Origin of the sequence: Streptomyces sp. CHD11 (assembly GCF_018638295.1) — a bacterium.
Classification (GTDB): domain Bacteria; phylum Actinomycetota; class Actinomycetes; order Streptomycetales; family Streptomycetaceae; genus Streptomyces.
Genome location: NZ_JABTTS010000003.1, coordinates 54360 through 79368, shown reverse-complemented (window position 1 = coordinate 79368; position 25009 = coordinate 54360). Strand labels below are relative to the sequence as shown.

20 protein-coding genes, 7 pseudogenes and 2 riboswitches are annotated in these 25009 nt (G+C 69.6%); of the genes and pseudogenes, 19 read left to right on the top strand and 8 right to left on the bottom strand.

The genetic code is table 11. The features are described 5' to 3' along the window. Positions 1-314 precede the first annotated feature (314 nt). On the bottom strand, positions 315-2351 hold the full coding sequence (locus tag HTV45_RS03965; RefSeq protein WP_251691230.1) for a DEAD/DEAH box helicase: 2037 nt from the start codon (positions 2349-2351) through the stop codon (positions 315-317). Between HTV45_RS03965 and arsB the strand changes: the two are divergent. From arsB to HTV45_RS03950, 3 genes and pseudogenes are all read left to right on the top strand, one after another. After that, a pseudogene (gene arsB, locus HTV45_RS03960) lies at positions 2347-3153 on the top strand (ACR3 family arsenite efflux transporter); the annotation flags it as partial. The gene HTV45_RS03965 and the pseudogene arsB overlap by 5 nt on opposite strands. Then, positions 3150-4206 (top strand): annotated as a pseudogene (locus tag HTV45_RS03955) (ArsO family NAD(P)H-dependent flavin-containing monooxygenase). The pseudogenes arsB and HTV45_RS03955, both read left to right, overlap by 4 nt. Positions 4207-4358: 152 nt before the next feature. After that, positions 4359-4922: a snapalysin family zinc-dependent metalloprotease gene (locus HTV45_RS03950; RefSeq protein WP_215204170.1), complete on the top strand. Its 564-nt coding sequence runs from the start codon at positions 4359-4361 to the stop codon at positions 4920-4922. 1109 nt (positions 4923-6031) lie between these two features. Here the strand turns inward: HTV45_RS03950 and HTV45_RS03945 are convergent. Beyond that, the gene (locus HTV45_RS03945) at positions 6032-6445 is read right to left on the bottom strand and encodes an SRPBCC family protein (protein ID WP_215204169.1); all 414 of its coding nucleotides are present in this window, start codon (positions 6443-6445) and stop codon (positions 6032-6034) included. 29 nt (positions 6446-6474) lie between these two features. Further along, positions 6475-7485 carry an aldo/keto reductase gene (locus HTV45_RS03940; protein WP_215204168.1) on the bottom strand — a complete coding sequence of 337 codons (1011 nt, stop codon included), beginning with the start codon at positions 7483-7485 and terminating at the stop codon, positions 6475-6477. Positions 7486-7633: 148 nt separating this feature from the next. Between HTV45_RS03940 and HTV45_RS03935 the strand changes: the two genes are divergently transcribed. The 8 genes and pseudogenes from HTV45_RS03935 (at position 7634) to HTV45_RS03910 (ending at position 12945) form a co-directional block, all read left to right on the top strand. Continuing rightward, positions 7634-8542: a LysR family transcriptional regulator gene (locus HTV45_RS03935; protein WP_215204167.1), complete on the top strand. Its 909-nt coding sequence runs from the start codon at positions 7634-7636 to the stop codon at positions 8540-8542. A gap of 514 nt (positions 8543-9056) precedes the next feature. After that, positions 9057-9602: a hypothetical protein gene (locus HTV45_RS03930; RefSeq protein ID WP_251691228.1), complete on the top strand. Its 546-nt coding sequence runs from the start codon at positions 9057-9059 to the stop codon at positions 9600-9602. Positions 9603-9895: 293 nt separating this feature from the next. Next, positions 9896-10135: a hypothetical protein gene (locus HTV45_RS03925; protein ID WP_215204166.1), complete on the top strand. Its 240-nt coding sequence runs from the start codon at positions 9896-9898 to the stop codon at positions 10133-10135. Beyond that, positions 10135-10512 (top strand): fic family toxin-antitoxin system, toxin component, encoded by a 378-nt coding sequence (locus HTV45_RS03920; RefSeq protein ID WP_215204165.1) that lies wholly within the window; start codon positions 10135-10137, stop codon positions 10510-10512. Before HTV45_RS03925 ends, HTV45_RS03920 begins: the two co-directional genes overlap by 1 nt. Positions 10513-10783: 271 nt before the next feature. Then, positions 10784-11110 (top strand): DUF6420 family protein, encoded by a 327-nt coding sequence (locus HTV45_RS35190; protein WP_368860777.1) that lies wholly within the window; start codon positions 10784-10786, stop codon positions 11108-11110. A 388-nt stretch (positions 11111-11498) separates the two neighbouring features. Continuing rightward, positions 11499-11606: pseudogene (locus HTV45_RS33930) on the top strand (IS30 family transposase); the annotation flags it as partial. A 311-nt stretch (positions 11607-11917) separates the two neighbouring features. Beyond that, positions 11918-12085 (top strand): annotated as a pseudogene (locus tag HTV45_RS03915) (transposase); the annotation flags it as partial. Positions 12086-12306: 221 nt separating this feature from the next. After that, positions 12307-12945 carry a hypothetical protein gene (locus tag HTV45_RS03910; protein WP_215204164.1) on the top strand — a complete coding sequence of 213 codons (639 nt, stop codon included), beginning with the start codon at positions 12307-12309 and terminating at the stop codon, positions 12943-12945. Between the two features lie 162 nt (positions 12946-13107). Here HTV45_RS03910 and metE read toward each other — a convergent pair whose 3' ends face one another. Both metE and HTV45_RS03900 read right to left on the bottom strand, forming a co-directional pair. Continuing rightward, positions 13108-15426, bottom strand: coding sequence for a 5-methyltetrahydropteroyltriglutamate--homocysteine S-methyltransferase (metE, locus tag HTV45_RS03905; RefSeq protein ID WP_215204163.1), 2319 nt, complete (start codon positions 15424-15426; stop codon positions 13108-13110). Between the two features lie 162 nt (positions 15427-15588). Continuing rightward, positions 15589-15812: riboswitch (cobalamin riboswitch) on the bottom strand. A 173-nt stretch (positions 15813-15985) separates the two neighbouring features. Next, positions 15986-16297, bottom strand: a pseudogene (locus HTV45_RS03900) (3-hydroxyacyl-CoA dehydrogenase family protein); the annotation flags it as partial. 47 nt (positions 16298-16344) lie between these two features. Beyond that, positions 16345-16523: riboswitch (cobalamin riboswitch) on the top strand. 53 nt (positions 16524-16576) lie between these two features. Here HTV45_RS03900 and HTV45_RS03895 point away from each other — a divergent pair. Genes HTV45_RS03895 through HTV45_RS03880 form a run of 4 tightly spaced genes read left to right on the top strand, consistent with a single transcriptional unit; the run spans position 16577 to position 19827 of the window. After that, a complete protein-coding gene (locus tag HTV45_RS03895) occupies positions 16577-17629 on the top strand; it encodes an ABC transporter substrate-binding protein (RefSeq protein ID WP_215204162.1) in 1053 nt (350 codons plus the stop codon). After that, positions 17626-18639 carry an iron ABC transporter permease gene (locus tag HTV45_RS03890; RefSeq protein WP_215204161.1) on the top strand — a complete coding sequence of 338 codons (1014 nt, stop codon included), beginning with the start codon at positions 17626-17628 and terminating at the stop codon, positions 18637-18639. Before HTV45_RS03895 ends, HTV45_RS03890 begins: the two co-directional genes overlap by 4 nt. Beyond that, positions 18636-19457, top strand: a complete 822-nt coding sequence (locus HTV45_RS03885) for an ABC transporter ATP-binding protein (RefSeq protein WP_215204160.1) — start codon at positions 18636-18638, stop codon at positions 19455-19457. The genes HTV45_RS03890 and HTV45_RS03885 overlap by 4 nt, the downstream gene beginning before the upstream one ends. Continuing rightward, positions 19438-19827, top strand: a complete 390-nt coding sequence (locus tag HTV45_RS03880; RefSeq protein WP_215204159.1) for a (2Fe-2S) ferredoxin domain-containing protein — start codon at positions 19438-19440, stop codon at positions 19825-19827. Before HTV45_RS03885 ends, HTV45_RS03880 begins: the two co-directional genes overlap by 20 nt. A 163-nt stretch (positions 19828-19990) precedes the next feature. On the opposite strand, the pseudogene HTV45_RS33925 reads toward HTV45_RS03880, so the two are convergent. The 3 genes and pseudogenes from HTV45_RS33925 to HTV45_RS35185 form a co-directional block, all read right to left on the bottom strand. Further along, positions 19991-20378: pseudogene (locus HTV45_RS33925) on the bottom strand (transposase); the annotation flags it as partial. A gap of 125 nt (positions 20379-20503) precedes the next feature. Then, positions 20504-20902 (bottom strand): annotated as a pseudogene (locus tag HTV45_RS03875) (transposase); the annotation flags it as partial. Beyond that, the gene (locus HTV45_RS35185) at positions 20869-21192 is read right to left on the bottom strand and encodes a transposase family protein (protein ID WP_368860776.1); all 324 of its coding nucleotides are present in this window, start codon (positions 21190-21192) and stop codon (positions 20869-20871) included. The gene HTV45_RS35185 and the pseudogene HTV45_RS03875, both read right to left, overlap by 34 nt. A 194-nt stretch (positions 21193-21386) precedes the next feature. Between HTV45_RS35185 and HTV45_RS03870 the strand changes: the two genes are divergently transcribed. The 4 genes from HTV45_RS03870 to HTV45_RS03855 are packed head-to-tail and all read left to right on the top strand — an operon-like array spanning position 21387 to position 25001. After that, positions 21387-21947, top strand: a complete 561-nt coding sequence (locus tag HTV45_RS03870; RefSeq protein ID WP_308309106.1) for an RNA polymerase sigma factor — start codon at positions 21387-21389, stop codon at positions 21945-21947. Then, positions 21944-22774 (top strand): zf-HC2 domain-containing protein, encoded by an 831-nt coding sequence (locus HTV45_RS03865; RefSeq protein ID WP_215204158.1) that lies wholly within the window; start codon positions 21944-21946, stop codon positions 22772-22774. Before HTV45_RS03870 ends, HTV45_RS03865 begins: the two co-directional genes overlap by 4 nt. Then, on the top strand, positions 22771-23616 hold the full coding sequence (locus tag HTV45_RS03860; protein WP_215204157.1) for an ABC transporter ATP-binding protein: 846 nt from the start codon (positions 22771-22773) through the stop codon (positions 23614-23616). Before HTV45_RS03865 ends, HTV45_RS03860 begins: the two co-directional genes overlap by 4 nt. Next, positions 23613-25001 (top strand): hypothetical protein, encoded by a 1389-nt coding sequence (locus HTV45_RS03855; protein ID WP_215204156.1) that lies wholly within the window; start codon positions 23613-23615, stop codon positions 24999-25001. The genes HTV45_RS03860 and HTV45_RS03855 overlap by 4 nt, the downstream gene beginning before the upstream one ends. Positions 25002-25009: the final 8 nt, after the last annotated feature.

Genomic DNA, 25009 nt, shown 5'->3' with positions numbered 1-25009 from the left:
TCCCCCTCGTAAAGGCTTTTGCAGCATAGGGAGTTTGCGCAGCCGTGAGCATGCGAAGGACGCGGAAAGGTCAGTGGCACGGGCATTCAGTGGCTTCCGCTGGTACCTTGGCGGAATCACCGGCAGGTTGCGTGGCAGCCGAGTGAAGAGCGGCAACCAGCATCTCGCGGACACCTGCGAGTAGGTCGTCCTCGGGCACCCGGACCGGTCCGCGGCGCTCGACAGGGTCCTGCACATGTACACGACCCGCCGGTGAGACCACACAGCTGTGGGCCGTGCAGACGTTCTGCCCAGCTCACTGTTGCGTGGGTGCGTTACGCCCAGCGCATGCCGATTGCGGACAGCTGTTCCATCCGCTCCGGCATCAGTGTCGCCGCCCGGCTGCGCTGATTCCCGATCCAGGCCCCCAGTTTGTGCTCCCGCTCCTCGCCGACGATCCGTTCGATGTGCTTCCTTGGCACTCGAAGGTGCCCCTCACGCTCGTAGAACTGGCGGGCGGCCTGGTAGTTCAAGGCCCACTTGTCGGCCTGTGTGCGGCGCGGGGGCGGCTTCTCGTCCTCGGTGGCGGGCTCGATTCCGAGGACCTGTTCGCACAGCCACTGCTGCACGGTGGTCAGCTTGTCCCAGCCGTATCGAACCGTGCGGACCCACCGGCCGAGGTCTTCGCCCTGGTGCACGACGTCGCCCGGTTTCGTGGGCAGGGTTCCGCCGGCATCGAGGTGGAACCGGACGAGATGGAAGGCGCGCTGCCACTCCACGGGCCAGGCCGGGCACCAGGACGGGTCAATGTCCTCGAGCTGTTCGCGTCGCTCGTCCGAGAGCGCCCCGGCGACGGAGCCCACGGGCAGGTCCTCGGCCTGCTGCTCGATCTCCTGTGCCTTCCGGGCGGCGGCCCGCTGATTCTTCAGCCAGATGCCCACCCGGTACCCCTGGTAGGTGGCGTTCAGCGGGGTCAGGAGGTGCCCGTGTTCGGCGGCCCACCCGCGCGCGGCGGACAGGCCCTCCTCCCAGGCGACGTCGAAGTGCGACCAGATCATGCCGAGTTTCTCCAGCTGCGCGATGCGGTCCTCGTCCATGTCGCCGCGGGCGTAGAACCGGCGCGCGTCGGCGGTCCACTGTCCCAGCGGGAAATCGGCGAGCGAGGCCGGCCACCCCGTGGCTTCCGCCTCCTGGTCGTCGACGGCAGGCACGCGGAACGTGAACGGCACGTTCAGATCGCCGTGCTCGCGGGCGTAGATGACGGCCGCCTCCACGCCGCGCCGCCAGTGCTCGTGCTCGGGGTTGAGGACGCGCAGGTTGATGAACGCGGCCAACTGCGCCGGATCACGCGGTGTGGAGAACTTCAGCAGGGCCCGGGCCGGCACCGACACGTCACGGTCGCTCCGGTCGCTCCCGGTTTCCTCGCCTGCCACTCTGCTACGGCTCTGCACGCCCCTCACGCGGCTTTGCGGCTGCTGCTCGGCGAGCTGCTCCACGACACGGGCGTCGTGCGCCCGCAGCGCCTCCAAAAGCTTGGCGAGCCCGCCGAACGCCCGGGACGTGAGCATGCTGTCCGCCGTCTCGCCCGGCCCGAGTAGGACCGGCACCACGAGCGAGGCCATCTTGCCCTCGCCAGGCTGCATCCGCAGCGCCCGGCCTACGGCCTGGACCAGGTCCGGCATCGACCCGCGCACATCCGCGAAGTACACAGAGTCACAATTTCGGATATCTACGCCTTCGCCCAGGACCTTCACCGAGCTCAGGAAGCACTTCTCCACGACGGTGCCGTCCGTGGCGATGCCGGCGGCGAACTCGCCCAGCAGCCGACGGCGGTGGAGGGGATTGTGGTCCCCGCACAGCCAGTCCGCCCAGATCGTCTTGGGGTACAGCGCGGGGTCGGATGCGTGCAGTTGCGCGGCGACGTCGGGAAGGCCGACCGCGAACGCCTCGGCTTCCTTGACGACGTGGTGGAAGACGAGCGTGTGCCGGAGATTCTCCTCGGCGGACGCCTTCACCAGGGCCGTCTGCAGAGCGGCGAGCCGGGCCCCACGGACCTCTGCAGAGCGGCTTTCGGCGCCCAGGAGCTGCGCAGCCTGGAGCGCGGTATCGGTGACATCGACGCATACAACCTGGTAGGGGGCACAGATGCCCCGGTCGATGGCCTCCGAGAGCGTCAAAGTGAACGCCCTGCTGCCGAAGGGACCCGTGGGGTCGTCGTCCATGCTCGCGACCAGCTCGCCCGGTGCACCGGCTTCGTCCTCGTCCCCGAGCTGCCACAGCCGGGGCGTGGCCGTCATATACAGGCGCCGCAGGGCTGGGATCTTCTGGTTGTCGTGGACCACCGCCCACGGCTTCCCGATCCGGCCGGTCATCAACTGGATCGTCGGCCCGGCGGTCATGTTCGCGCTCGCATGGATCTTCCTGCCGGACCTGCCGGAATACCGCACCGGCCTGATCATCGTCGGCCTGGCCCGCTGTATCGCCATGGTCATCATCTGGAACGACCTCGCCTGTGGCGACCGTGAGGCCGCCGCCGTCCTCGTCGCGTTGAACTCCGTCTTCCAGGTCCTCGCCTTCGGCCTGCTCGGCTGGTTCTACCTCGGTCTGCTGCCCGGCTGGCTGGGCCTCGGCGACGGCGAGCACCTGGACATCTCCATGTGGAAGATCGCGCTGAACGTCGTCATCTTCCTCGGCATCCCGCTGCTGGCCGGCTTCCTCACCCGCCGCCTCGGCGAGAAGAAGCTCGGCCGCACCGACTACGAGCAGCGGTTCCTGCCGAGGATCGGGCCGTGGGCGCTGTACGGGCTGCTGTTCACGATCGTCATCCTCTTCGCGTTGCAGGGAAAGACCATCACGTCGCAGCCGCTGGACGTCGTCCGGATCGCGCTGCCGCTGCTGGTGTACTTCGCCGTGACGTTCTTCGGCACGTTCCTGCTCGGCAAGAGCCTGGGCCTGGCCTACGACCGCACCGCGACCCTCGCCTTCACCGCGGCGGGCAACAACTTCGAGCTGGCCATCGCGGTCGCCATCGCCACCTTCGGCGTCACCTCGGGCCAGGCCCTGTCCGGTGTCGTCGGCCCGCTCATCGAAGTGCCGGTGCTGATCGGCCTGGTCTACATCGCGCTCGCCTGGCGAAGGAAGTTCGCCGCCGACATGGTGACGACGGCCCCGTGACCCAGCAGACGGATGTGGTAGTGGTCGGCGGCGGCCAGGCAGGGCTCGCCGCCGGCTACCACCTGCGTCGCCAGGGTCTCGACTTCGTGATCCTGGATGCGGAGGCGGCGCCGGGCGGGTCCTGGCAGCACATGTGGGACTCGCTTGTTCTCCCCGGCCGAGCATTCCTCGCTGCCCGGCCGCCTTATGCCCGCCCAGGCGGGCGAGACGTATCCGGGTGCCGGGCACGTGGTGGACTACCTGGCCGACTACAGGAAGCGCTACGACCTGCCCGTCCAGCACGGCGCCCGCGTGGACGCCGTACGCCGTGACGGCGACGGGCTCCTGATCGAGGCGGATTCCGGCACCTGGCGGGCCCGTGCGGTCATCAGTGCCACGGGCACCTGGTCGCGGCCCCTCCTGCCCGCCGTCCCCGGCCACCGGACCCTCACCGGCCGGCTGCTGCACACGGTGAACTACCGCTGTCCTGCCGACTTCGCCGACCAGCGTGTCGTCGTGGTCGGTGGCGGCAACTCCGGCGCCCAGATCGCCGCCGACCTCGCCCTGGACGGCCAAGTCGACGTGACGTGGGTGACCCAGCGCCCGCCGCGGTTCCTGCCGGACGACATCGACGGCCGTGCCCTGTTCGATGTCGCCACCGCCCGCCGCCGCGCCCTGGACGCCGGCCTCACCGACACCGGCGGAGTCGCTTCGCTCGGCGACATCGTGGCCGTGCCGCCCGTACGCGAAGCCCGCGACGCCGGACTCCTGACCGCCAAGCCGATGTTCGCCCAGCTCACCGCTACCGGTGTACGGTGGGCCGACGGTAGCCAGAGCGACGCGGACGTGATCGTCTGGTGCACCGGCTTCCGCCCGGCACTGGCCCATCTTGCCCCGCTGAACCTGCGGGGTCCGCGCGGACGCATCCCCACCGACGGGACACGTGCCCTCGGCGAGCCGCGGCTGCACCTGCTCGGCTACGGCGACTGGACCGGCCCGGCCTCGGCCACCCTCATCGGCGTCGGCCGCACCGCCCGGGACGCCGTCCGCGAGGTCGCCAGCCTGCTCACTTGAAGGCTGACCCGTAAGCCTACTGAGCGTGAACTGGTGAAGAGGACCGGCCGACCGGCGGTGTCGAATTAACGGATTGGGGCCTGCCGGACACGGGCAGACAGTCCAACAAGCACGTGACATGTGCACGCCACCCGTCTCGCAGGAGGTCGACCATGTACTCACGCCCGCTCGCCCATGTCCTCAGCGCCGCCCTCACGATGACCTGCACTCTGGTCGGCGGCCAGGCCTACGCGGCATCAACAGGCCCTGCCGACCAGTCCCAGGCGGCTCGCGTCGTGACCTATGACGCCAGTGCCTCGGCGGAGTTCAGGGCCGCCGTCGATCGGGGTGCGGCGATCTGGAACGCCAGCGTGGAGGCAGTCGAACTGCGCCCGGCCGCCGCCGGACAACGCGCCAACATCCGGATCCTGGCCGACAACGGCTGGCCCCGGGCCCTGACCACCTCGCTCGGCAACGGAACCGTGTACATCGGACGGCAGGCGGTCAACCAGGGGTACGACACGGTCCGCATCTCGTCGCACGAACTCGGCCACATCCTGGGCCTGCCGGACCGCAAACCCGGTCCCTGCACGAGCCTGATGTCGGGGAGCAGCGCCGGCGTATCGTGCAAGAACCCGTACCCGAACGCGGCCGAGAAGTCAGCGGTCGAGAGCAGGTTCGGCGCCCTGTCCGCCGGCCTGGCGGAGGCCCCGCGCAATGTGGTGACCGTGGACTGACCCATGCCGGTGTGCGGGGACGGCCCGCCCCCGCACACCGGCACCGGCCGAGGGCTCGATACCAGGTGATCCAGCGGAGCGGACGGATGTGCCTGTGCGGCAACCGTGGCTGCCCCTGGCTGGGCGCAGTCGCACGCCGGCCGCGAGGCGCGGGGAGGCATGGGGGAGCGACCGTGAACTCGGCACAACGGCTGCGCGTTGACCTGGTAATGCTCGGAGGTCAGCCGGTCACGGAGTGGACGGTGCCGTTCGCGGAAGTGGCGCAGTCCTCCGGGAACGCGTCCGCTGCGGGGGAGGGGCGGCCAGTGGGTGGCAGGATCCGGCATTGGCAGCGCCGCCGGCCATCGGTACAGCGGTGACCAGACTCGGTGGTCTGGCCAACTGCTGGTCAGTCGCCGGCGACCAGGGTGCAACGGACGGTCTGCGCCTGGATGTAGCCATGTCGGAAGACGAAGGTGTCGACGCCGTCCCTCATGCGCGCCGTCGGGCTGGTAGCCGACCACTCCAGGAAGAGAACCTCACCGGCGATTTGCGGATTCAGCTCCCATTTGCATCGCGCAGATCGGCCAACAGTGCGCCGATGCCCTTCCTGACGCCTTCCCGCCCCCGCAGGATGCCCTGGGAAGTGATGAAAACCGCATCGCGCACGTAATTGGCACTGATGCCGTCCAGATCTCCTGTGCCGAGTCGGCGCCCGTGGTCGGCAAAGACCCTTTGTGCGGTGGCTGGCCGGAGTCGAAGGACTGGTCATGTGGGTCTCCTTGTTGTATCGCTGGTGTTCGGGCAGTTGTAGGAGTCGCGGGCGCTCCGCCGCGGGCACCCCGCTTTCTCGCTCCGAGCGCGTTCACGCAACGCAGCGCCACGGGGTGGGCCTTTCCCGTTCTCCCGAAGTGCCTGTCCGGCGTGTGAGCCGTTGCTTGCGCAGGCCGTGGCGGTCAGGCGCAACGGTGGCCTGCAGGTTGCTGTGGGGAACCCGCAGCTTCGGCCGGACAGAACCAGCACGACAGGCAGCGGTCGGAAGCTGCAAGGCTCCCTCGCGCAGGGCCCATTGACGCCGGACAGACTTCTTGCGGAGCCGGGCGGCGCCACCGGGCATCCCGCGTCCGTGTTCACGCCTTGAGTGTCTTCTTCAGTGCGGCCAGCCCTTCGGTGTAGATGCCGTGGAACAGAGCGATCGCTTCTTGTTCGCTTGCACCGGCCGGGGTGAAGGTGCCGGACCACTCCACACGGCTTTGCCCGCCGGGCTTCTCGTGCACGGTGAGGGTGGAGCGGTAACCGGTGACAGGGAATGGGGCCTGCAGAATGGAGTAGCTGTAGGTACGCGCCTGGTTGTCGAACGCTTCGAGGCGTTCGACGATGACACCGCCTTCCTCGTTCGTGAGGCTGCGGACGCGGCCGCCTTCGCCGAGCGTGCTCGCGGGAATGTAGGGCAGCCAGTCAGGCAGGGAGTCGAAGCCGCCGATGAGCTGCCAGACGCGGTCGGCGGGCACCGGGATGTCGATGGCTGCGGTCGTAGTTGCCATGGTCGTCTCCTGTTCGGGTGACGTAGTGGTCAGGCGCTGGGTACGGGGGCGTCCTGAGTGATCAGTCCTTCCGTGCGCAAAGCTGCCCAGAAGGCCGCCGGGACCTTCTGGCCGAGTGCCGCGACGTCCTCAGCGATGCGGCTGGGCCGGGAGGCGCCGGGAATGGCCGCGGCGACCGCGGGGTGAGCAAGGGAGAACTGCAGCGCTGCCGCCTTGGTGCCCACGCCGTGCTGCCCTGCGAGTGCCTTGATGCGCTCCACCCTGGTGATGACCGAGGCGGGGGCCTTCTGGTACTCGAAGTGCCGCCCGCCGGCCAGCACGCCGGAGCTGTACGGTCCACCGACGACGATGTCGACGTTCTGGGTCCTCGCGGCCGGCAGCAGCCGCTGCAGGGCGCGCTCGTGGTCAAGCAACGTGTAGCGGCCGGCGAGGAGGAACGCGTCCGGCTTGGGCTCCTCGAGGTCCAGCGTCAGCTCCAAGGGCTCGACCCGGTTGACGCCAAGGCCCCAGGCCTTGATGACGCCTTCGTCGCGCAGCCTCTGCAGCACCCGGAATGCGCCGGTGCGGGCCGTCTCGTACGCGGCGAGCCACTCGTCGCCGTAGAAGTCCTGTGCGACGTCGTGTACCCACACGATGTCGAGGCGGTCGGTCCTCAGCCGCTTGAGGCTGTCTTCGACGGAGCGCAGCGTGGCGTCGGCCGAGTAGTCGTTGACGATCTTGTTGGGGCGTCCGTGTTCGAACAGTCCGCCCTTCTCGCCCAGGTCGCGGGCGGACGGATCTTCGATCTCGTCGAGGATGACGCGGCCGACCTTCGTGCTCAGGACGAACTCCTCGCGGGGGCGGCGGGCCAGCGCGTCTCCGAGCCGGATCTCGGACAGACCCGCGCCGTAGAAGGGCGCGGTGTCGAAGTAGCGGATGCCGTTGTCCCAGGCAGCGTCCACGGTGGCCGCGGCTTCCTCGTCGGGTATGGCCCGGAACATGTTGCCCAGCGGTGCGGTGCCGAAGCCCAGGCGGCCGGGCAGGAAGGACGTGATGGACATGGTGCAGATCCTTGCTGTACGAACGGCGACGGATGTGTTCTCTTCGCGCCTTCTGCGCGCTCCGTCGGCTGACGTGTCCGAGGCTAGGATCTACACTTAAGACTGTCCAAGACTTACTTCGACACACTTGAGTCCTTAGAGGTCTTACATGCTTGACCTGCGGCAACTCCGCTACTTCGTAGCCGTCGCCGAGACCGAACACGTCGGCCAAGCCGCCGAGCGGCTGCATATGTCCCAGTCGCCACTCAGTCGGCAGATCGTTCAGCTCGAGCAGAACCTCGGCCTCACCCTGTTCGAGCGCAGCCAGCAAAGAATCCGGCTGACTCGTGACGGCAAGGTCTTCCTGGCCGAAGCCCGCGCACTGCTGCAGCATGCGGACCGCCTGGAGAACCTGGGCCGTCGGCTGGGCCGTGGAGATGAAGGCGGCCTGTGCATCGGCTACGTGGCGGACGCCATGCACACCGGCATCCTGCCCGGCGCGCTACGCGCTGTGCACAGTGAACGCCCCGGTGTTCACATCGCTCTGTACAACCTTCCGCCGGCCGAGCAGTTCGAAGGCCTGCGGCAGCGCAGCCTCGACATCGCCCTCGTCCATGCACCTCCCAGCGGGGACGATCCCGACCTGCTGGCCGCCCCCCTGCTCGAGGACCCGCTGCTGCTCGCCATGCCCGCCGGGCATCCTCTCGCGGACCAGGAAAAAGTGACCCCCGGGGACCTCGACGGTCAGCCGTGGATCGCAGTCGAGAACGCCCAGGACCCCGCCTGGCGGGACACGTTCGTTGCCGCCTGCACGGCGGCCGGCTTCAGGCCCGACATCCGTTTCGACGCGGCTGAGCCCTTGACCGCACTCGGTCTGGTCGCCTCTGGCCTCGGACTCGCCTTCGTGCAGAAGAGCATGGTCCGCGCCACCACTGAGGAGGTCGCGGTGCGCGAGCTTCCCTGGCACGAGACAAGCGTCCAGCTGTGGGCTGCGTGGCACCGGGTCGACCTGAGACCTCTGGTGACCTTGTTCCGCACCACCGTCCTGCGTACCGGCATCGCACAGCCAGCCAAGTAGCGGCTGTCCTTGATCTCGCCGATTCATGGCCGCCGCCGTTGCTGCCGCGCGAGGCACGTGGCAGCGCGCCGACCCGTCTCGCTCGCGCGCTCACCGGACGGCGCGGCATCGTGGGTCGTGGTTTCGGTTCACCGTCCACACCGCAGTCGTCGGAGCGATACGGGTCGCGTCTTACTGATCGTTCCGGAATGAGATCCATCAGGAGGGCCTCGGAGGCGGTACGCAGGCGCTGTTGGCCTGCCGCGTGGTAGGCATGAGCGGTGATTGGTCACCTCCCGCTCGACGAGCAGCTCGCTGACGGTCTGGGGGCGGCGTTGCGCATCCGGATGGGTGGCCGCGCGCCCGACGGGGCGCCACGGGCCGGGAGGAGACAGCAGCGGCAGGTTGGTCTCCGGCAGTGTGCCGGTGAGGGCCCAGGCGATGCCTCTGCCGACGCCGTAGATGTCGCTGGACGGCGTAACTTCATGGGGTCCTGGACAGTTCCGGGGCGGCGAACCCCTCGGTGCCGAGGAACATGATCTGGGACCAGCACGACGCCGCCTGGCGCGCCCGCCTTGCCGCAGCCGCCGACTACCTGCGCACCCACGGCCATCTCACCGCCCGCGCCACCAAGAACACCCTCGACCCGCCCCACGCCGAGGCCCTTACCGCCCTCGCCCCCGATTGGCGCCTGCCGCACAGTGCAGACCGGCACCGCAAGTACCACCTGCTGCGCGCCCACCTCGCCTCCGGCGCCGACCCCGCCGCCCTGACGCGCGACACCCACCTCGGCGGCGTGAAGATCGGCCCCTGGCTGGCCCGCCAGCTCACCACCTGGCCGGCCCTCGCCGACGGCCAGCAGCTGATGACCGCCCTTGGCCTCACCCTCGACATCAACCCCCTTATAGCCCCGCCCGCCGCACCTCGAGGAGACCGTCCAGCTCTTGGAGCTCTTCCTCCATCGCGAAGGCCGCGACCCCGCCGCCCGCGAGGCCATCCGCGTCGACGGCGACACCGTCAAGATCGGCGCCTGACTCGCCAAAGCCCGCACGAAGCACCGCTCCGGCCGACTCCCCGATGAGCACGTACACCTGGTTGCCGCCCTGTTCGCGGGGGACTGGACGGCCGAGGACGCCAGTCCGGCCGTTCTGATGTAGGACTCGTCTCGGCTCGCCCACGGGGGAGCGGCCGAGCCAGAAGAGGGCCGAGTACGACCCGGTCGGACTGGGCGGCGACCCGTGCCCGGCGGATGGCCCCGGCACCTGGTGCGCCGGGGCGGTTCTCGACCGCGGCGGCCGCCTGGCGACCGTCGTCGGGGCCGCCGCTGCGGCACGGCCGCCCGAACATCGTGGTAACAGCTGTTACCATACGGGTATGGCGAAGACACAATTGGGCGCACGCGTGGACGAGGATGTCGCGGAACTCGCGAAGAAGCGCGCCGCCGACCTGGGACTGAGTATCGGGGACTATCTTGCCCGCCTGGTGCAGGACGACGCCAGCGGCCTGCGCACCCGCGCGGTCGACGCCGCCGCCCGATTCCTGACCGATCATCAGGCACTCTTCGACGAAGCCGAAGACGCCCAGCACACGCCCCGGGGAGCGCGCGCCGCCTGATGGACCTGCACATCGACGTCCCCTGGATTCTGCAGGTCGCCGAGGCCGCCGGGGTCAACGACCCAGCCCCCGACGACTACGGCGTCCCGGTCTCAGCGGTCGCCCGCCACCGGGCCGAACTGTTCGAGCAGCCCGTCTACGACGGCCCCTACGCCAAGGCCGCCGCCCTGGTGCACACCCTGGGCCGCTGCCGCTGGCTGGAACGCTCCAATCTTGCCGTCGCCGCCGCCACCGGCGTCATGTACCTCGATGCCGCCGGGATCACCGTCAAACCCGCCCGCGCCGACGCCCTCGCTCTCAAGGACCTGCTCCTGGACCCGGCCTGCACCGCCGGGAAGATCGCCGCCCTGCTGCGGACCTGGCCCACCACCACCTGACGCCCGCAGGACCGGCGCCGTCTCCCGGAACGCCGGGACAGGTGCCGCCCGCGCAAAGTGGCTCCGGTCCTTGTACCGAGGTGCCCGGCTTGGGCCGGGACACCATCCGAGGGAACCGTACAGTTCACCGTCCTGCCCGGCCGTGCTGGCGTCGCGGCTGGGGCCGACGCGCTCGTAGGCGCAGCGCTTGGCGACAGGGTGCAGGACGGCGACTCTCAGCGCTCCGGGCTCAAGAGGCCAGCACCTCATGTCCTACCGCCCGCCCGGCTGAATGAAGGACCGCACGACGGCCGAAAACCGCGGCGTCGCAGGCCCGTACAGCGAGTACGACGGCCTGCCCCTCCTGCACGGCAGAGAGAGCGGCCTGCCCCTGGCGCGCCCGCACGGGCTGCTGGACGCCGAACGTTCCCTCACTCCCGGTGGCGGGCGGCTGACCGTGCAGCGCACCGCCGCACACCACCGGACCACGCTGGACGGCACCTCGACGGCCTCAACGGCGCCATGCTCGAGGAAGCGGCCGAGCCAGTCCAGACCGGCATCCGCCCGTGGATTGCCCGCGACGGTGGCTGACGGCCCACTCCAGGCAGTACGACCGTAAGGGACAACACCCGTCCGCATGCGACAGCAAGAGCCTTCGGCATCGTTCTCGTGCAGGGCCTCAGCGGGGCTCGGAGAATCCGGACAGGCCCAGCGCCACCGGGCTCCCACCCGGTGGCGGGCGTGGCGTCCTGCCGCAGGAGCCGGAAACACTTGCCATCGACGGGCCGTACGGTGACCTCGCACCCTTCGCCGTGCCCGCTCTCCAGCGCGGTCAGTGCCCGCCGGCCGTCTTCCTCATCGACGGTGACGCGAGGGTGGCAGAAGCGCACCGGGCCCAGATCCAGGTGCCGCCCGCGACAGCGATCGCGCACTGGGGCTCTCGCCCTGGGTTGCATGGGGCTCGCCGCTGAGCAGAGCCCGCAGGGTGAGGGGAGATCTGCCACGCTCTGCGCAGATGCTTCGATCAACGGCCAGACATGCACCTGAGCCACGAGACGATCTACCAGGCCCTTTACACCCAATGCCGCACAGAACTTCGCCGTGAACTGACCCAAATTAAGGCTGCGGCTGCCTGAGAGCGAGCCAGCCGGGGGCAAGGCATCTCCTTGTCCTTCAAGGGCCTCTCGCGAACGCGCATCTGCCTGACGGCTGGTGCACCGACTACGCTGACGTCATGTCACGTCAGGCTGGACACGCCTCACCGAAGCGCAGGGAGCATGGCGTCGACGGGCCATCATTTGCCGTCACGTCATCAGGCGTCCCTTCCTGATCCTCGCCCTCGCAGGCTGGCCTTCCTCATCACCGAACTCGGCAAGGACTTCCCCATGCTCTACGGTATGGGCCCTCTGGGAGCTGTTCTGATCATGGGAGGGCCCGGCTCTGGGAACCCCGCCGCCTGCGGTTCCGCCTGTTCTCCGCAGCCGCCCAGCTCGTCACCACCGGCCGACGCCGCATCCTCCGCCTCACCCGACACTGGCCCTGGACCAGCGAGATCACAGGCGCACTCGAACGACTCGCCCTCCTGCCCAACCCCGATGGAACAGCGACTTTCCCGCCCCTACGAGAACACCAGCTCAGTCCGGAGCAGTGGAACCCGGCGCCCACCCGAGGCGACACCCGGGACCCCGGCCTGCCCTTCACCAGCCACGAAAATGAAACGGCCCACCAACTCCGTCGGCGGACCGTCATGCAAGATCGAGGCTAACTCACCTCATTGCTCGCAAGGGCGGCCCCCTTGGCCTGTACTACCTCGGCATGGCCCGCTTCGGGAGCCCCTTCGCCCAGGATCTCGGAGACCTCTTCGAGCAATACACCGGACGCCAGTTGCGCCAGCTCCCCGACGCCACGGTGCACGCCGAGATCATTTATCGCGACGAGCGTCGCAGCGTCGACTGGATCGTCGTCTTCGACGACCTGGTCCTCCTCGTCGAAGTGAAGCCGACCCGTCCCACCCAGCTACGCCTCGGTGTACTCGACAGAACCAATGCAGCCCTGCGCCAGCTCAAGCACGCCCGCCAGCAGGTCGAAGTCACCGCGGCCCTGATCACCAGCAGGCACCCGAACTTCACCCACATACCCGTGGACCGGCCTGTGCACGGTTTGGTTGTGACCATGGAACCGTTCCACACAGCCAACGCACCCTTCCAACGTGAAGGACAGCCAGATACAGGTACGTCAGTCACGGTCTGCAGCGTTGCGGAACTCGAACACCTCGTCACCCTGCGAGACACGTCGGCAAATCGGGTTCTCCTTGAACGGCAGGCGGACGCGCTCCAGTCCACGTACTCCCTGGGCCCTGCGCTCACAGGTCAGAACCTCGGCCGCAACGCCATCCTGGACGAAGTCTGGGACAGCTACCCGTGGAAACGGCACGCGGGCCTCACCGGGAGGTGATGCTGCGGAGTCCGCCGCAGACCGGCGTCCCAAGCCTGCTGCAGCGGAACCTCGAAGCCGGACGTGGATACCGAGAGCCATGTGCTGGCGCTCTTCTCTCGTGCCCGGGGCCGGGAGAGGTCGGCACGTGCTTCCTCCCCCGGCCGGCCGGCCGGCTTGGCGTCAGGACGCGGGGAGTTCCTCACGGACCGTGCGGGCGGCGGCGACCAGGTTTTCCAGGGAGGCGCGGGTCTCGGGCCAGCCGCGGGTCTTCAGGCCGCAGTCGGGGTTGACCCACAGCCGTTCGGCGGGAATGGCCTTGAGGCCGGTGCGCAGCAGTTCGGCCGCTTCTTCGGCTCTCGGAACGCGGGGCGAGTGAATGTCGTAGACGCCCGGTCCCGCCTCGCGGGGGTAGCCGTGGTCGGCGAGTTCGCGGGCGACCTGCATGTGGGAGCGGGCGGCCTCCAGGCTGATGACGTCCGCGTCGAGGTCGTCGATGGCCTGGAAGATGTCGCCGAACTCGGCGTAGCACATGTGCGTGTGGATCTGGGTGTCCGGTCGCACCGCGCTGGTGCTGATGCGAAAGGCTTCCGTGGCCCAGTCGAGGTACGCGGCGTGGTCGGCGGCGCGCAGGGGCAGCGTCTCCCGCAGTGCCGGCTCATCCACCTGGATCACCGAAGTCCCGGCCGCCTCCAGATCGCTCACCTCATCGCGCAGGGCGAGGGCGACCTGCCGGGCCGTCTCGCCGAGCGGCTGGTCATCGCGTACGAACGACCAGGCCAGCATGGTGACCGGACCCGTGAGCATGCCCTTGACCGGACGCGAGGTCAGGGACCGGGCGTACGCCGTCCAGCGCACCGTCATCGGCTCGGGCCGCGAGATGTCGCCCGCCAGGATCGGCGGGCGCACGTACCGGGTGCCGTAGGACTGGACCCAGCCGTGCTGCGTGGCCAGATAGCCGGTGAGCTGCTCGGCGAAGTACTGCACCATGTCGTTGCGCTCGGGCTCGCCGTGGACGAGGACGTCGAGGCCGGCATTCTCCTGGAAGGAGATCACGTCCTGGATCTCCGCCTTGATGCGCTCCTCGTAGCCCGCGGTGTCAATCCGGCCCGCGCGGAGATCGGCGCGGGCGGTGCGCAGTTCGATCGTCTGCGGAAAGGAACCGATGGTGGTAGTCGGCAGCAGGGGCAGGCCGAGATGGGCCCGCTGGGCGGCGGTTCGCTCGGCGTAGGGCGGGGAGCGACGGGCGTCGGTGTCCGTGACGACGGCTGCGCGAGCCCGGACGGCGGGGTCGTGGGTGATGGGGGAGTTCGCGCGGGCGGCGAGGTCGGCGCGGTTCGCGGCCAGCTCGCCCGTGATCGCGTCGGTGCCCTGGGCGAGGCCCTTGGCCAGAGTGACGACCTCGGCCGTCTTTTGGCGGGCGAAGGCGAGCCAGCGCAGGATCTGCGGCTCGATGTCCCGCTCGGCAGCCGTGTCGAGAGGGACGTGGAGCAGGGAGCAGGAAGCGGCCACGTCGACCCGGTCTGCCAGCCCGAGCAGGGTGCCGACAGTGGCCAGGGACTTGGCCAGGTCGTTGATCCAGATGTTGCGGCCGTTGACGACCCCGGCGACAAGGCGCTTGCCGGGCAGTCCGCCCACGGCCGCGAGGACGTCGAGGTTGGCGGCTGCGGTCTCGGTGAAGTCCAGGGCGAGGCCGTCGACGGGGGCCTTGGCCAGCACCGGCAGTGCGTCGCCGAGCCGGTCGAAGTAGGAGGCGACCAGGAGCTTGGGCCGGTCGGTCAGGGTGCCGAGTTCGCGGTAGGCGCGGGCAGCTATGTTCAGTTCGGCCGGGGTTCGGTCCTGGACGAGCGCGGGCTCGTCCAGTTGTACCCACTCCGCGCCAGCCGCGCGCAGGTCGGCGAGGACCTCGGCGTACACCGGCAGCAGCCGGTCGAGAAGGGTGAGCGGCTCGAAGTCGGCGGCCACGCCGGGTGCGGGCTTGGCCAGCAGCAGGTAGGTGATGGGGCCGACCAGGACGGGCCGCGCGGTCAGGCCCAGGGTGAGTGCTTCCGTCAGCTCGGCGACCTGCTTGGTGGAGTTCGCGGTGAAAACGGTGTCGGGTCCCAACTCGGGGACGAGGTAGTGGTAATTGGTGTCGAACCACTTCGTCATCTCCAGCGGTGCCACGTCCTGGGTGCCGCGGGCCATGGCGAAGAAGCCGTCCAGCGCGTCGGCTTCGACGGCGGCACGGTGGCGTTCGGGGATGGCGCCGACCATGACGGTGGTGTCGAGGACGTGGTCGTAGTACGAGAAGTCGCCGGTGGGGACCTCGTCGATCCCGGCGCCGGCGAGCTGGTGCCAGTTGGCGGCGCGCAGTTCGGCGGCGGTGGCATGGAGGGCGTGGGCGGTGACGCGGCCCTTCCAGTAGCCCTCGATGGCCTCCTTCAGTTCCCGCTGCTGTCCCTGGCGGGGGTAGCCGTACACGGTTGCCCGTGCTGCCGCGGCTGCGGACTTCGCTGTCACGGAAATCTCCTTCGCGAGATATCTCCCTGGATCCCGGGACGGGACGCGAGCGCGAAGGGGTGACGAACCGGACGCTTTCGACCTCGCGCGGCCAGCGCGGTCGTCCGTCCGATATGCACGCCGACCCGCCCACGAGGTCACCGGGATATCCGTGCACGAGTGGTTCGTACGCGGGCAACGGGCAGGTCTTCGGACTCACGGGCACGTCTCACTCGTGTGAGGCACCTACTAGCCGTCGCTTCCCAGACCCTGTTCACCGGGTCCAGTGCGTATGACGGCGGTCGTTCCCGCTCACCGCTGCGGGGCAGTCCCGGATTCCCACCGGGTTCCCTCTTACGACGCATCCCGCCTGGCGGACGGGGCGAACCAGCTGCACCCGTCAGCCTACGGGCAGTCCTCCGGCTCGGCGGACCAGGTCCGGCATTCGGATGGTGAGGAGTCACACGCCCTCGGCGCGCTTGGAGTGTTCCGAGCGCGGGAAGCGCCGCACCCGCGCGCTTCCCGCTGTTCCCCTGCGAACAGCCGCCGGATCCCTCGGCCGACGGCGCGTCCGTGCCCCTCAGCCCGGTCGCGCCAGGATGCTCAGTTGGCCGTATACGTGGAATCCCCGGCCACTCTTGCGGCCCAGCAGTACCGCCTGGAGCAGCGGCGGCGGCGCGTGGAGGGGTTCGCGGAACTCGTCGTGAAGGGACTCGGCGATCGAGGCGACGGTGTCCAGGCCGATCAGGTTCGCCGGGCCCATGGGGTGGGCGCAGCCCAGCTCCATGCCGGTGTCGATGTCGGCTGCGGTGTCGAAGCCGGATTCGGCCATGCGGACGGCGGCCAGCAGGTAGGGGACGAGCAGGGCGTTGACGGCGACCCCAGCACGTTCATGCCGTCCCCCGTGACCGATCGCATGGTCTGACCGTACGACGGACTTGATAGCCTCCTCGGGCCAGTCGAGCCACACCCGAGGCCAGGGAATCCGGTGCAAATCCGGAACTGACGCGCAGCGGTAAGGGGGACGGGCGGGGCACAGAACGCCACTGGGAGACCGGGAAGGCGCCCCGACCGGACGAACCCGAGTCCGAAGACCTGCTGGCACCTCCGCGCACCGCGCGGAGGTACGTCCGTAGGCCAGGCTCCGCGTACGAGCCCCGACCCAAGAGGCATGCCTGTGCTCCGCACCCCCGCCCTTCACCGCACTCCCGCGCTTCTCTTCGCGTCCGCCCTACTGCTCACCGCCTGCGGATCCTCCGGCGACAACGACGCCAAGTCGGAGACGACCTCTGCTGCCGGCTACCCGGTGACCCTCGACAACTGCGGCCACAAGGTCACCCTGAAGTCGGAGCCGAAGCGGGCCGTCTCCCTCAACCAGGGCACCACGGAGATCCTGCTCTCCCTCGGCCTCGCCGACCGCATCGCCGGTACGGCAACCTGGACCGACCCGGTGATGAAGGGGTTGAAGAAGGCCAACACCTCCGTGCCGCGCCTCGCCGACAACGCGCCCTCGTTCGAGAAGGTCCTGGACGCCGAACCCGACTTCATCACCGCCTCGTTCGTCTCCACCCTCGGCAAGGGCGGAGTCGCCACCCGCGAGCAGTTCGAGAAGCTGGGCGTGCCCACCTACGTCTCGCCGTCCGACTGCTCGGCGGGCAAGGACAACGACAGCGGCGGCGACGGATCGCGCAGCGAGCCGCTCACCCTCGACACCGTGTACGGCGAGATACGCGACCTGGCACGGGCCTTCCGTATCGAGGAGCGCGGCGAGCAGCTCGTCACCGAGCTGAAGGAGCGGGTGCGCAAGGCGACTGACGGGCTGCCCGCCTCCGAGGTTTCCCTCATGTACTGGTTCGCCAACTCCCAGTCGCCCTACCTGGCCGGCTGCTGCGGCGCCCCCGGTGCCATCACCCGCGCTGTCGGCGCGAAGAACGCCTTCTCCGACACCCACGACGAATGGCCCCAGATCGGCTGGGAGACCGTCGCGGACCGCGACCCCGACGTCATCGTGATCGGGGACCTGACCCGCAAGCAGCAGACCGCCGAGACCGCCCAGGCCAAGATCCGCTTCCTGGAGACCAACCCCGCCACCCGCAATCTGACCGCGGTGAAGGAGAAGCGATACGTCCTGCTGAGCGGGCAGGCGATGAACCCGTCCATCCGTACGATCGAGGGGATCGAGAAGGTGGCAGCCGGGTTGCGCGACTTCGGGCTCGCCAAGTGAGCATCCGTACCCTGCTGCTGACGGGCGGCGGACTGGCGGCGCTGCTTGTGTCGATCGCCATGGCTGTGACGATCGGACCGGCCGACATCTCCACCGGCGACGTGTGGGCTGCCGTCGCGGCCCATCTCGGTTTCGGCGAGAGCACGTTGGCGCCGCTGCGGGACGGCATCGTGTGGAACCTGCGGATGCCGCGCGCCCTCCTCGCCGCCGTGTGCGGCGCCGGGCTCGCCGTATGCGGGGCGGTGATGCAGTCGCTGCTGCGCAATCCGCTGGCCGATCCCTTCGTCCTCGGTGTCTCCTCCGGCGCGTCCACCGGAGCGGTCGCCGTGGTCGTGCTGGGGGTGGGCGGCGGAGTGGTGTCCCTGTCGGCGGGCGCCTTCCTGGGGGCGCTGCTCTCCTTCGCGCTGGTGCTGCTGCTCAGCCACACCCTCGGCGCCAGCACCGACCGGGTCGTGCTGTCCGGGGTGGCGGCCATGCAGATGTTCTCCGCGCTGACCTCGTTCATCGTCCTCACCTCGGCGGACGCGGAAACCACCCGGGGTGTGCTGTTCTGGCTGCTGGGTTCACTCACCGGGGCCGACTGGGGGCAGGTGCTGCTCTGCACCATCGTGTTGTCGGTGGTCCTCGTCATCTGCCTCGGGTACGCCCGTACGCTCGACGCGTTCGCCTTCGGTGAGGAGGCCGCCGCCGGACTCGGGGTCCCGGTCACCCGAACCCGCCTGGTCCTGCTCTGCGCGACCGCGCTGCTCACCGCCGTATTGGTCAGCTGCGCCGGCGCGATCGGCTTCGTCGGCCTGGTCCTCCCGCACGCCACCCGCGCCCTCACCGGCTCCGGGCACGCCCGTCTCCTGCCGGTCACCGCACTGACCGGAGCCGTCTTCCTCGTCTGGGTGGACACCCTCGCCCGTACCGTCCTCGACCCCCAGGAGGTCCCGGTGGGCGTGGTCACGTCCCTCATCGGAGTACCGGCGTTCGTCGCCATCCTCTACCGCGGACGGAGACGAGCATGACCAGCCTGCATGCGGACCGCGTCGTACGGCGCATCGACGACAAAGTCGTCGTCGACGGCGTCACCCTCACCCTGCGCCCCGGCGAGACCGTCGGCCTGCTCGGCCCCAACGGTTCAGGGAAGTCAACACTGTTGAAAATGCTGGCCGGGGTCCTGACGCCCACCGCCGGAGTCGTGACACTGGACGGGCGCCCGCTCACCGAGGTCGGCCGCCGCGCCACCGCCCGCCGTATCGCCACCGTCGAACAGCACGCCGACACCCAGACCGAACTGACCGTCCGCGACGTCGCCGCCCTGGGCCGCATCCCACACCGCCGCGCCTGGACCCCGCCGACGGCGGCGGACGCGGAAGCCGTCACCAAGGCCCTGCAACGCACCGGGCTGACCGACCGGGCCGGACAGTCCTGGCACACCCTCTCCGGCGGCGAACGCCAGCGTGCCCAGATCGCCCGCGCCCTCGCCCAGGAACCTCGCGAACTTCTCCTCGACGAACCCACCAACCATCTCGACATCCAGCACCAGCTCGATCTCCTGGAACTGATCGCCGGGTTGCCGGTCACCACCGTGATCGCCCTGCACGATCTCAACCTTGCCGCGATGTACTGCGACCGCCTCCTCGTCCTGCACGACGGCCGCGCGGTCACAGAGGGCACCCCCGCCGAGGTCCTGTCGCCTGTCCTCATCGAGCAGGTCTACGGCGTCCGCGCCGAGGTCGGCCACGACCCCGGCCACCCCGTGATCCGCTTCCTGCGCCCGGCTGCCCAGGATGAATTTCCCCCGAAGAGGAGTGTGACGGGCGATGCCTCGACAGCGCCCTGAAGCAGCTGACACGGAGCACACCTCTGCCGAACCGGCGCCGTGCCACGTCGTCGTCTGCCGGGACTGCTGCTGCGGAACCCCGAAAATCACCGGCGTCGATCACGACCGGCAGCTCGCGCACTTGGCCGAGAAGGTCCCTGTACGGGTCTCTGACTGCCTCGACGTGTGTGAACACGCCAACGTCATCGTCGTTCAGCCCTCCGCCGCCGCACGGGCTGCCGGCGCTCGTCCGGTCTGGCTCGGCCTCGTCAACGACCCCGACGCCACCGAGGACATCGCCGCCTGGGTACAGGCTGGCGGCCCCGGCATCGCCGCCTGCCCCGACATTCTTGATCTGTACGCCCTCACTCCGTCCCGGAGGACGCGATGAGCGTGAAGACAGTCCGTTGACGGTCAATCACTGGCGCTGGTGAGCTCTGCGAGGGTTTCCCGTCAGCGTCGTCGCCCAACATGAGCATCGGAATGCGATAGGCACGGGGTAGGGAACTCGACAAGTCGGAAGTCGACACATGGGTTGCCCAACTTGATCTATAACCTGTGCGCCGGGGCCGTGGGGTCGTCGACTTCTTCCTTTGTCGTTGCGTCGGGTGTGTTTTGCGGGGTGTGTGCACGTCGTGGCGGGGCTGGGTCGGGTGTTTGCGGCCTGGTGGTCGTCCGGGGCCGGGCCGGGAGGGTTTCGGTGCCAGGACCGGGCAGGCGGTCGCCGGGCGGATGTGTCGGAAGTCGCGGCGGACGCGGGCGGGGGTGAGTCTGTCCGGCGGGCTGGGTTTCTCCCAGGGTCGGCGCGGGTCGGCTGCCAGCGGCCGGGCAAGCCGCAGCTGGGTGTGGGCGGCGATGATGAGCCAGATCCGTCGGCCGGCTGCCTCGGGGGGTGCGGATCTTCGGTGCGGTCCAGCCGAGGGCCTGCTTGAAGTGGCGGAAGTGTGACGCGTGCACGACTACTTCCACGAGTTCGTGCTCATCGACCGCTCGGCTGGGCGGATCACGCTCATCGTCGCCGCCGACGACTGAGGCAACCACCGGGGCATCCGCTGCGATGGCTGACATCAGTAGCGGAGCCACAATCGAATCGCCGCAAGAGTGACCGTGCCGTGGAAGACGTAGGCCCTCTTGTCGTAGCGAGTCGCCACGGCTCTGGAGCCCTTGAGCACGTTGAAGCAACGCTCGACTTCGTTCCTCCTTTTGTAGGCAGTGCTGTCGAAGCCGGTCGGCCGCCCACCGTGGCTACAGCGCCGTTGGCGGTTGACCTTCTGATTCGTCGGCTCAGGGATGGTGTGTTTGATCTGGCGTCGACGCAGGTAGCGGCGGTTTCGACGAGAGCTGTACGCCTTATCGCCACACACGTGGTCCGGTCGCGTTCGCGGGTGACCGCCAGCTGGGCGAGGGACTCGAACACGATCCATAACGTTGATCAACTGTGGGGCGTCACCCCACTGTCCGGGAGTAAACGCCCTCTGAAAGTGTCCGCCATCCGGGCGCCGACCCGGCCCGCGAGGGCAAGGCAGACCGGCACCAGTGTCGACCGCAGCCGCTCGGTCCGTCGCCCGAACGCGCAGGTGAGGCCGGAGACTTGCTCGGTGAAGGTCTTTCGCTGGCACGATTCCTCTTCGCGGACGATCCGTCGCACCCGCAACGACACCACGACGAGTCTGCCTGCTGTCGGCGGACCGCGAGGGTAACGCAGGTAGGTGCCATGTATTTGTCCAGCCCAGCATCCACACGTGGGGCAGGCCACCTGTTCTGCGGTCGCACGGGCGTCGACCCTGAGTACCGTGTCGGTCGCCTTGACCGACGAGATCTCGCCCGGCCGTGCGTCCGTGGCAGGTCCTACCCCCAGTCGTCGGCAAGAGAGCCGCCGACGGTACCCCGTCTGTGACGGGGATCACCGCGAAGGGAAAACCTGATCCGTGGACCGGGCGTCTAGCAGGTGTGAGATCAGCCAGGGCACCGCTGCACGAGGTGGACGAGGAGCGTCTCGTCCGGCTGGTGGCGAAGGGCGACCGTGCCGCATTCGAGGAGTTGTACCGGCGTACGTCGCCGTGGTTGGCGGTGCGCCTGCGCCGCCGATGCGTGGACGAGCAGATCGTCGCGGAGGTCATGCAGGAGACCTATCTGGCGGTGTGGCGCGCGGCAGGCGCGTTCGCCGGGGCCGCGGTCGGCGGGACCGCCACCGGTTGGCTGTGGACCATCGCGGTGCGGCGCCTGGTCGACGCTTTCCGGCGCAGGGCCCACCACGCGGAGCCCCCGCCGGCTGCCGCCGTGCCGGCCGCGGCGCCCGCGGCCGATGAGGAGGCACTGGCGGCGACCGTCGGCGGTGAGGTCGGGGACGCGCTGCGCTGCCTCGCGCCGGAGTTGAGACAGGTACTGCAGGCCATGGTGCTCGATGGGCTCTCCGTCCGGGAGACCGCGGTCCTGCTAGGGCTGCCCGAGGGCACGGTCAAGACCCGTGCCCGCCGGGCCCGGACGGCGATGCGGAGGGCGCTGGTATGAGCGGGGAACACGCGTCGGGGCGGATCATCGAGGGGTTCGCGCGCGGCGGTACGGACCTCGCCGCCGACGAAGTGTGGGCCGTGGAGGCCCACTTGGAGGCGTGCCGGGTGTGCCGTGACCGGCTGTCCGCCGTGGTCACCGCCGAGGTGCCCGCAGTGGTGTCGCTGGTCGACACGGTGTGGTCCGGCCTGGAGCCCCGGCTGACGGTCACCGCCACGATGCGGCGCGGACGGTTCCGGCAGGCGGTGCGGCCGGCGCGGCTGTCACGGTGGATGACGCCCGCGATGGTGCCATGGCTGGCCATGGTGGTGGGCGTGACGCTGCTGGCGCTGCTGCTCGACGTGGTCGGCACCGGTACGGGCGAGGTGTCGATGGTGCTGCTGTTCGCGCCGGTCCTGCCCGTGCTGGGTGTCGCGGCGTCCTGGGCCCGGGGACTGGACCCGGCGTACGAGCTGACGGCCTCGACGCCCAGGGCAGGGCTCCAACTGGTGCTGCGGCGCACCGCGTCCGGACTCGGCGTGGTCGTCCCCGTACTGCTGGTGTGCGGGTGGGTGACCGGCGTGATGGTGGCCCAGTGGCTGCTGCCCTGCCTGGCCTTCACCGCGGCGACGCTGGCGCTCGGCGGGATCGTCGGTGTGACCCGCGCCGCCGTCGCGCTGGCCGCCGTGTGGGCCGGCGTGGTCATGGCACCGACCGTGGCGACCAGCCGGACGGCCTTCGTCCTGCGGCCGGACGGTCTGCCCGCGTGGGGCCTCGTCCTCGTACTCGGTATCGCGGTCGTGATCGCCCGCAGAAGCGCGTACACCGTGCTCGGAACACATCGATGAACAACACGAAAGCCCAAGGAGAGGAACCCCACGTGACGCCCGCGGTCAACGCGGCCGATCTAGCGCCGACGGCCTACGCCTGGGAGATCCAGGCCGCCGGGCTCAAGGTCAGGGTCGGCAGGAAACGGATGGCCGTGGACGGCCTCGACCTGCGGCTCGGTACCGGCGTACACGGCCTGCTCGGTCCCAACGGGGCGGGCAAGACCACTCTCATCCGTACGCTGGCCACCGTGCTGCGCCCCACCGAGGGCACCCTCGAGATGTTCGGGGAGTCCGTGAACGGCCGGGGCGAGCACCGTGCGCTGCGCCGCCGGATCGGCTACCTGCCCCAGGAGTTCGGCTACTACAAGCGTTTCACGGTGCGCGAGTTCGTGGAGTACATGGCGTGGCTGAAGGAGGTGCCGAAGGCGGACATCCCCGCTGCGGTGCAGCGCGCCGTGGAGCGGGTGGGCCTGGCGGACCGCGCCGACGACAGGATGAAGGCCCTGTCGGGCGGCATGGTGCGGCGCGTCGGAATCGCCCAGGCCATCGTCAACGACCCGACGGTGCTGCTCCTCGACGAGCCGACGGTCGGACTGGACCCGGCGCAGCGGCTGCGCTTCCGCGACCTGCTGCAGGAACTGGGCACGGACACCTGTGTGCTCGTCTCGACCCACCTGGTGGAGGACGTCGCCGCCGCCTGCATCGACGTGGTGCTCTTCGCCGAGGGCCGGCTGGTCTTCCAGGGCACCCCGGACGAACTGGCGGCGGCCGGCGGCCCCGAGCACGTGGGCGACAGCCCCCTGGAGCGCGGCTACTCGGCACTGTTGCACAACCCCCTCCAGGAAAGGGGCAGTTGGTGATCCTCCGTGTCCTGCGCATCGAGCTGACGCGCTCCGTCGCCCCGTGGGCCGGCGTGGTGGTCCTGGTTCCGGCGCTGGCGTTCCTGTACCTGGTGGACGCCGCGTGGTGGAGGGGCACCACGGCATGGACGGCCCAGTGGACTTCCATGGCCATGTGGACCCGCTCCCTGCTGTTCTACCTGTGGCCGCTGGCCGTGGGACTCGGCGCGCTGCAGGGCCTGCGCGACCACCGCTCGAAGATGTACGAGCTGCTGACCAGCACACCGCGGCCCGCCCGGCACCGGGCCGCAGTGCTGGCGGGCACGACGGCGCTCACGCTCGCCTCGGGCTTCGCGCTCCTCGTCCTCGTGGGCGCCGTCCAGGTGTGGAGCAACTCCGCTTACACACATGCCGGTTGGCTGCCGATCTCACTGGTGGGGACTCTCTTCCTCGTCGCCGGGGCCGTGCTGGGCATGGGGGCCGGGCGGGCCCTGCCCTCCGCGCTCACCCCGCCCGCGGTGGCCATGGGCGCCTTCGTGTTCACGGTCCTGATGCACTCGTCCCTGGGCCACACGGAGACGGTCACGGCGAGCGGGGTCCCGGTCACGGAGCCGAACCAGGTCTCGCTGCTGTCACCGACGGTGGAGGAGGTGCGCGACGCGCTCGTCACACTCTCCGCGTCCGTGCACCTCGGGCAGACGGCCTGGTTGCTGGGTATGGCCGCGACCGGCTTCGCCCTGCTGATCGCCGCGACCCCGCGGGCCCGGCTGACCGCGCTGGCACCCGTCCTGGCGGGCCTGATGATCGCCCTTCTCGTGCTGCCCTCCGACCCGGGCCGGATGTACGTCGTCGACAAGTCCGCCGCGGAGCTGGTGTGCGACGGCCCGGTGTGTGTGACGAAGACGCAGGAGGCACGGCTCGCCCGTCTCGCGGGTCCCGGCAAGGAGGCGCTGCGCCTGCTGCACGCCGCCCTGGGCGGTCAAGCACCGATCTCCGTCCAGGAGATCGCCACCGTACTGCCCGAGGGCTCAGAGCCGCGGTGGTTCCGCGAGACCGTGCTCCTCGACTTCGACGACGCCGTGATCGCCACCGCGAAGGGCAGGGAGCTGACCCGGGCCCTGATCGCTCGGGGCATGGTGCCGGGATGCACCCCCGTCGGCTGGGAGGGTTACGGTGACGCCGCCGCGTTGAGTATCGCGGCGGGCTGGGTCACCGACGACCTCGAACCGCTCGACGGCACCGGCCGCTCCGCGGCTGAGCAGATGGCCGAGGCCCGCCCGGTATGGAGGAAACTCAAAGCCCTGCCGCAGGACGAACAGCTCGCACGGATCAGCGCGATGCGCGCCGCCGCGCTGTCCTGCGAGGGCGAACCTCTCGACGCGCTGACGGGCGGTACTTCCCGGTGATCCCGTCT

Coding starts and splice junctions, on each gene's coding strand:
- HTV45_RS03965 (WP_251691230.1), bottom strand. CDS start 2,351: ATGACCGGCCGGATCGGGAAGCCGTGGGCGGTGGTCCACGACAACCAG.
- HTV45_RS03950 (WP_215204170.1), top strand. CDS start 4,359: ATGTACTCACGCCCGCTCGCCCATGTCCTCAGCGCCGCCCTCACGATG.
- HTV45_RS03945 (WP_215204169.1), bottom strand. CDS start 6,445: ATGGCAACTACGACCGCAGCCATCGACATCCCGGTGCCCGCCGACCGC.
- HTV45_RS03940 (WP_215204168.1), bottom strand. CDS start 7,485: ATGTCCATCACGTCCTTCCTGCCCGGCCGCCTGGGCTTCGGCACCGCA.
- HTV45_RS03935 (WP_215204167.1), top strand. CDS start 7,634: ATGCTTGACCTGCGGCAACTCCGCTACTTCGTAGCCGTCGCCGAGACC.
- HTV45_RS03930 (WP_251691228.1), top strand. CDS start 9,057: ATGATCTGGGACCAGCACGACGCCGCCTGGCGCGCCCGCCTTGCCGCA.
- HTV45_RS03925 (WP_215204166.1), top strand. CDS start 9,896: ATGGCGAAGACACAATTGGGCGCACGCGTGGACGAGGATGTCGCGGAA.
- HTV45_RS03920 (WP_215204165.1), top strand. CDS start 10,135: ATGGACCTGCACATCGACGTCCCCTGGATTCTGCAGGTCGCCGAGGCC.
- HTV45_RS35190 (WP_368860777.1), top strand. CDS start 10,784: ATGAAGGACCGCACGACGGCCGAAAACCGCGGCGTCGCAGGCCCGTAC.
- HTV45_RS03910 (WP_215204164.1), top strand. CDS start 12,307: ATGGCCCGCTTCGGGAGCCCCTTCGCCCAGGATCTCGGAGACCTCTTC.
- HTV45_RS03895 (WP_215204162.1), top strand. CDS start 16,577: ATGCCTGTGCTCCGCACCCCCGCCCTTCACCGCACTCCCGCGCTTCTC.
- HTV45_RS03885 (WP_215204160.1), top strand. CDS start 18,636: ATGACCAGCCTGCATGCGGACCGCGTCGTACGGCGCATCGACGACAAA.
- HTV45_RS03880 (WP_215204159.1), top strand. CDS start 19,438: ATGCCTCGACAGCGCCCTGAAGCAGCTGACACGGAGCACACCTCTGCC.
- HTV45_RS03865 (WP_215204158.1), top strand. CDS start 21,944: ATGAGCGGGGAACACGCGTCGGGGCGGATCATCGAGGGGTTCGCGCGC.
- HTV45_RS03860 (WP_215204157.1), top strand. CDS start 22,771: ATGAACAACACGAAAGCCCAAGGAGAGGAACCCCACGTGACGCCCGCG.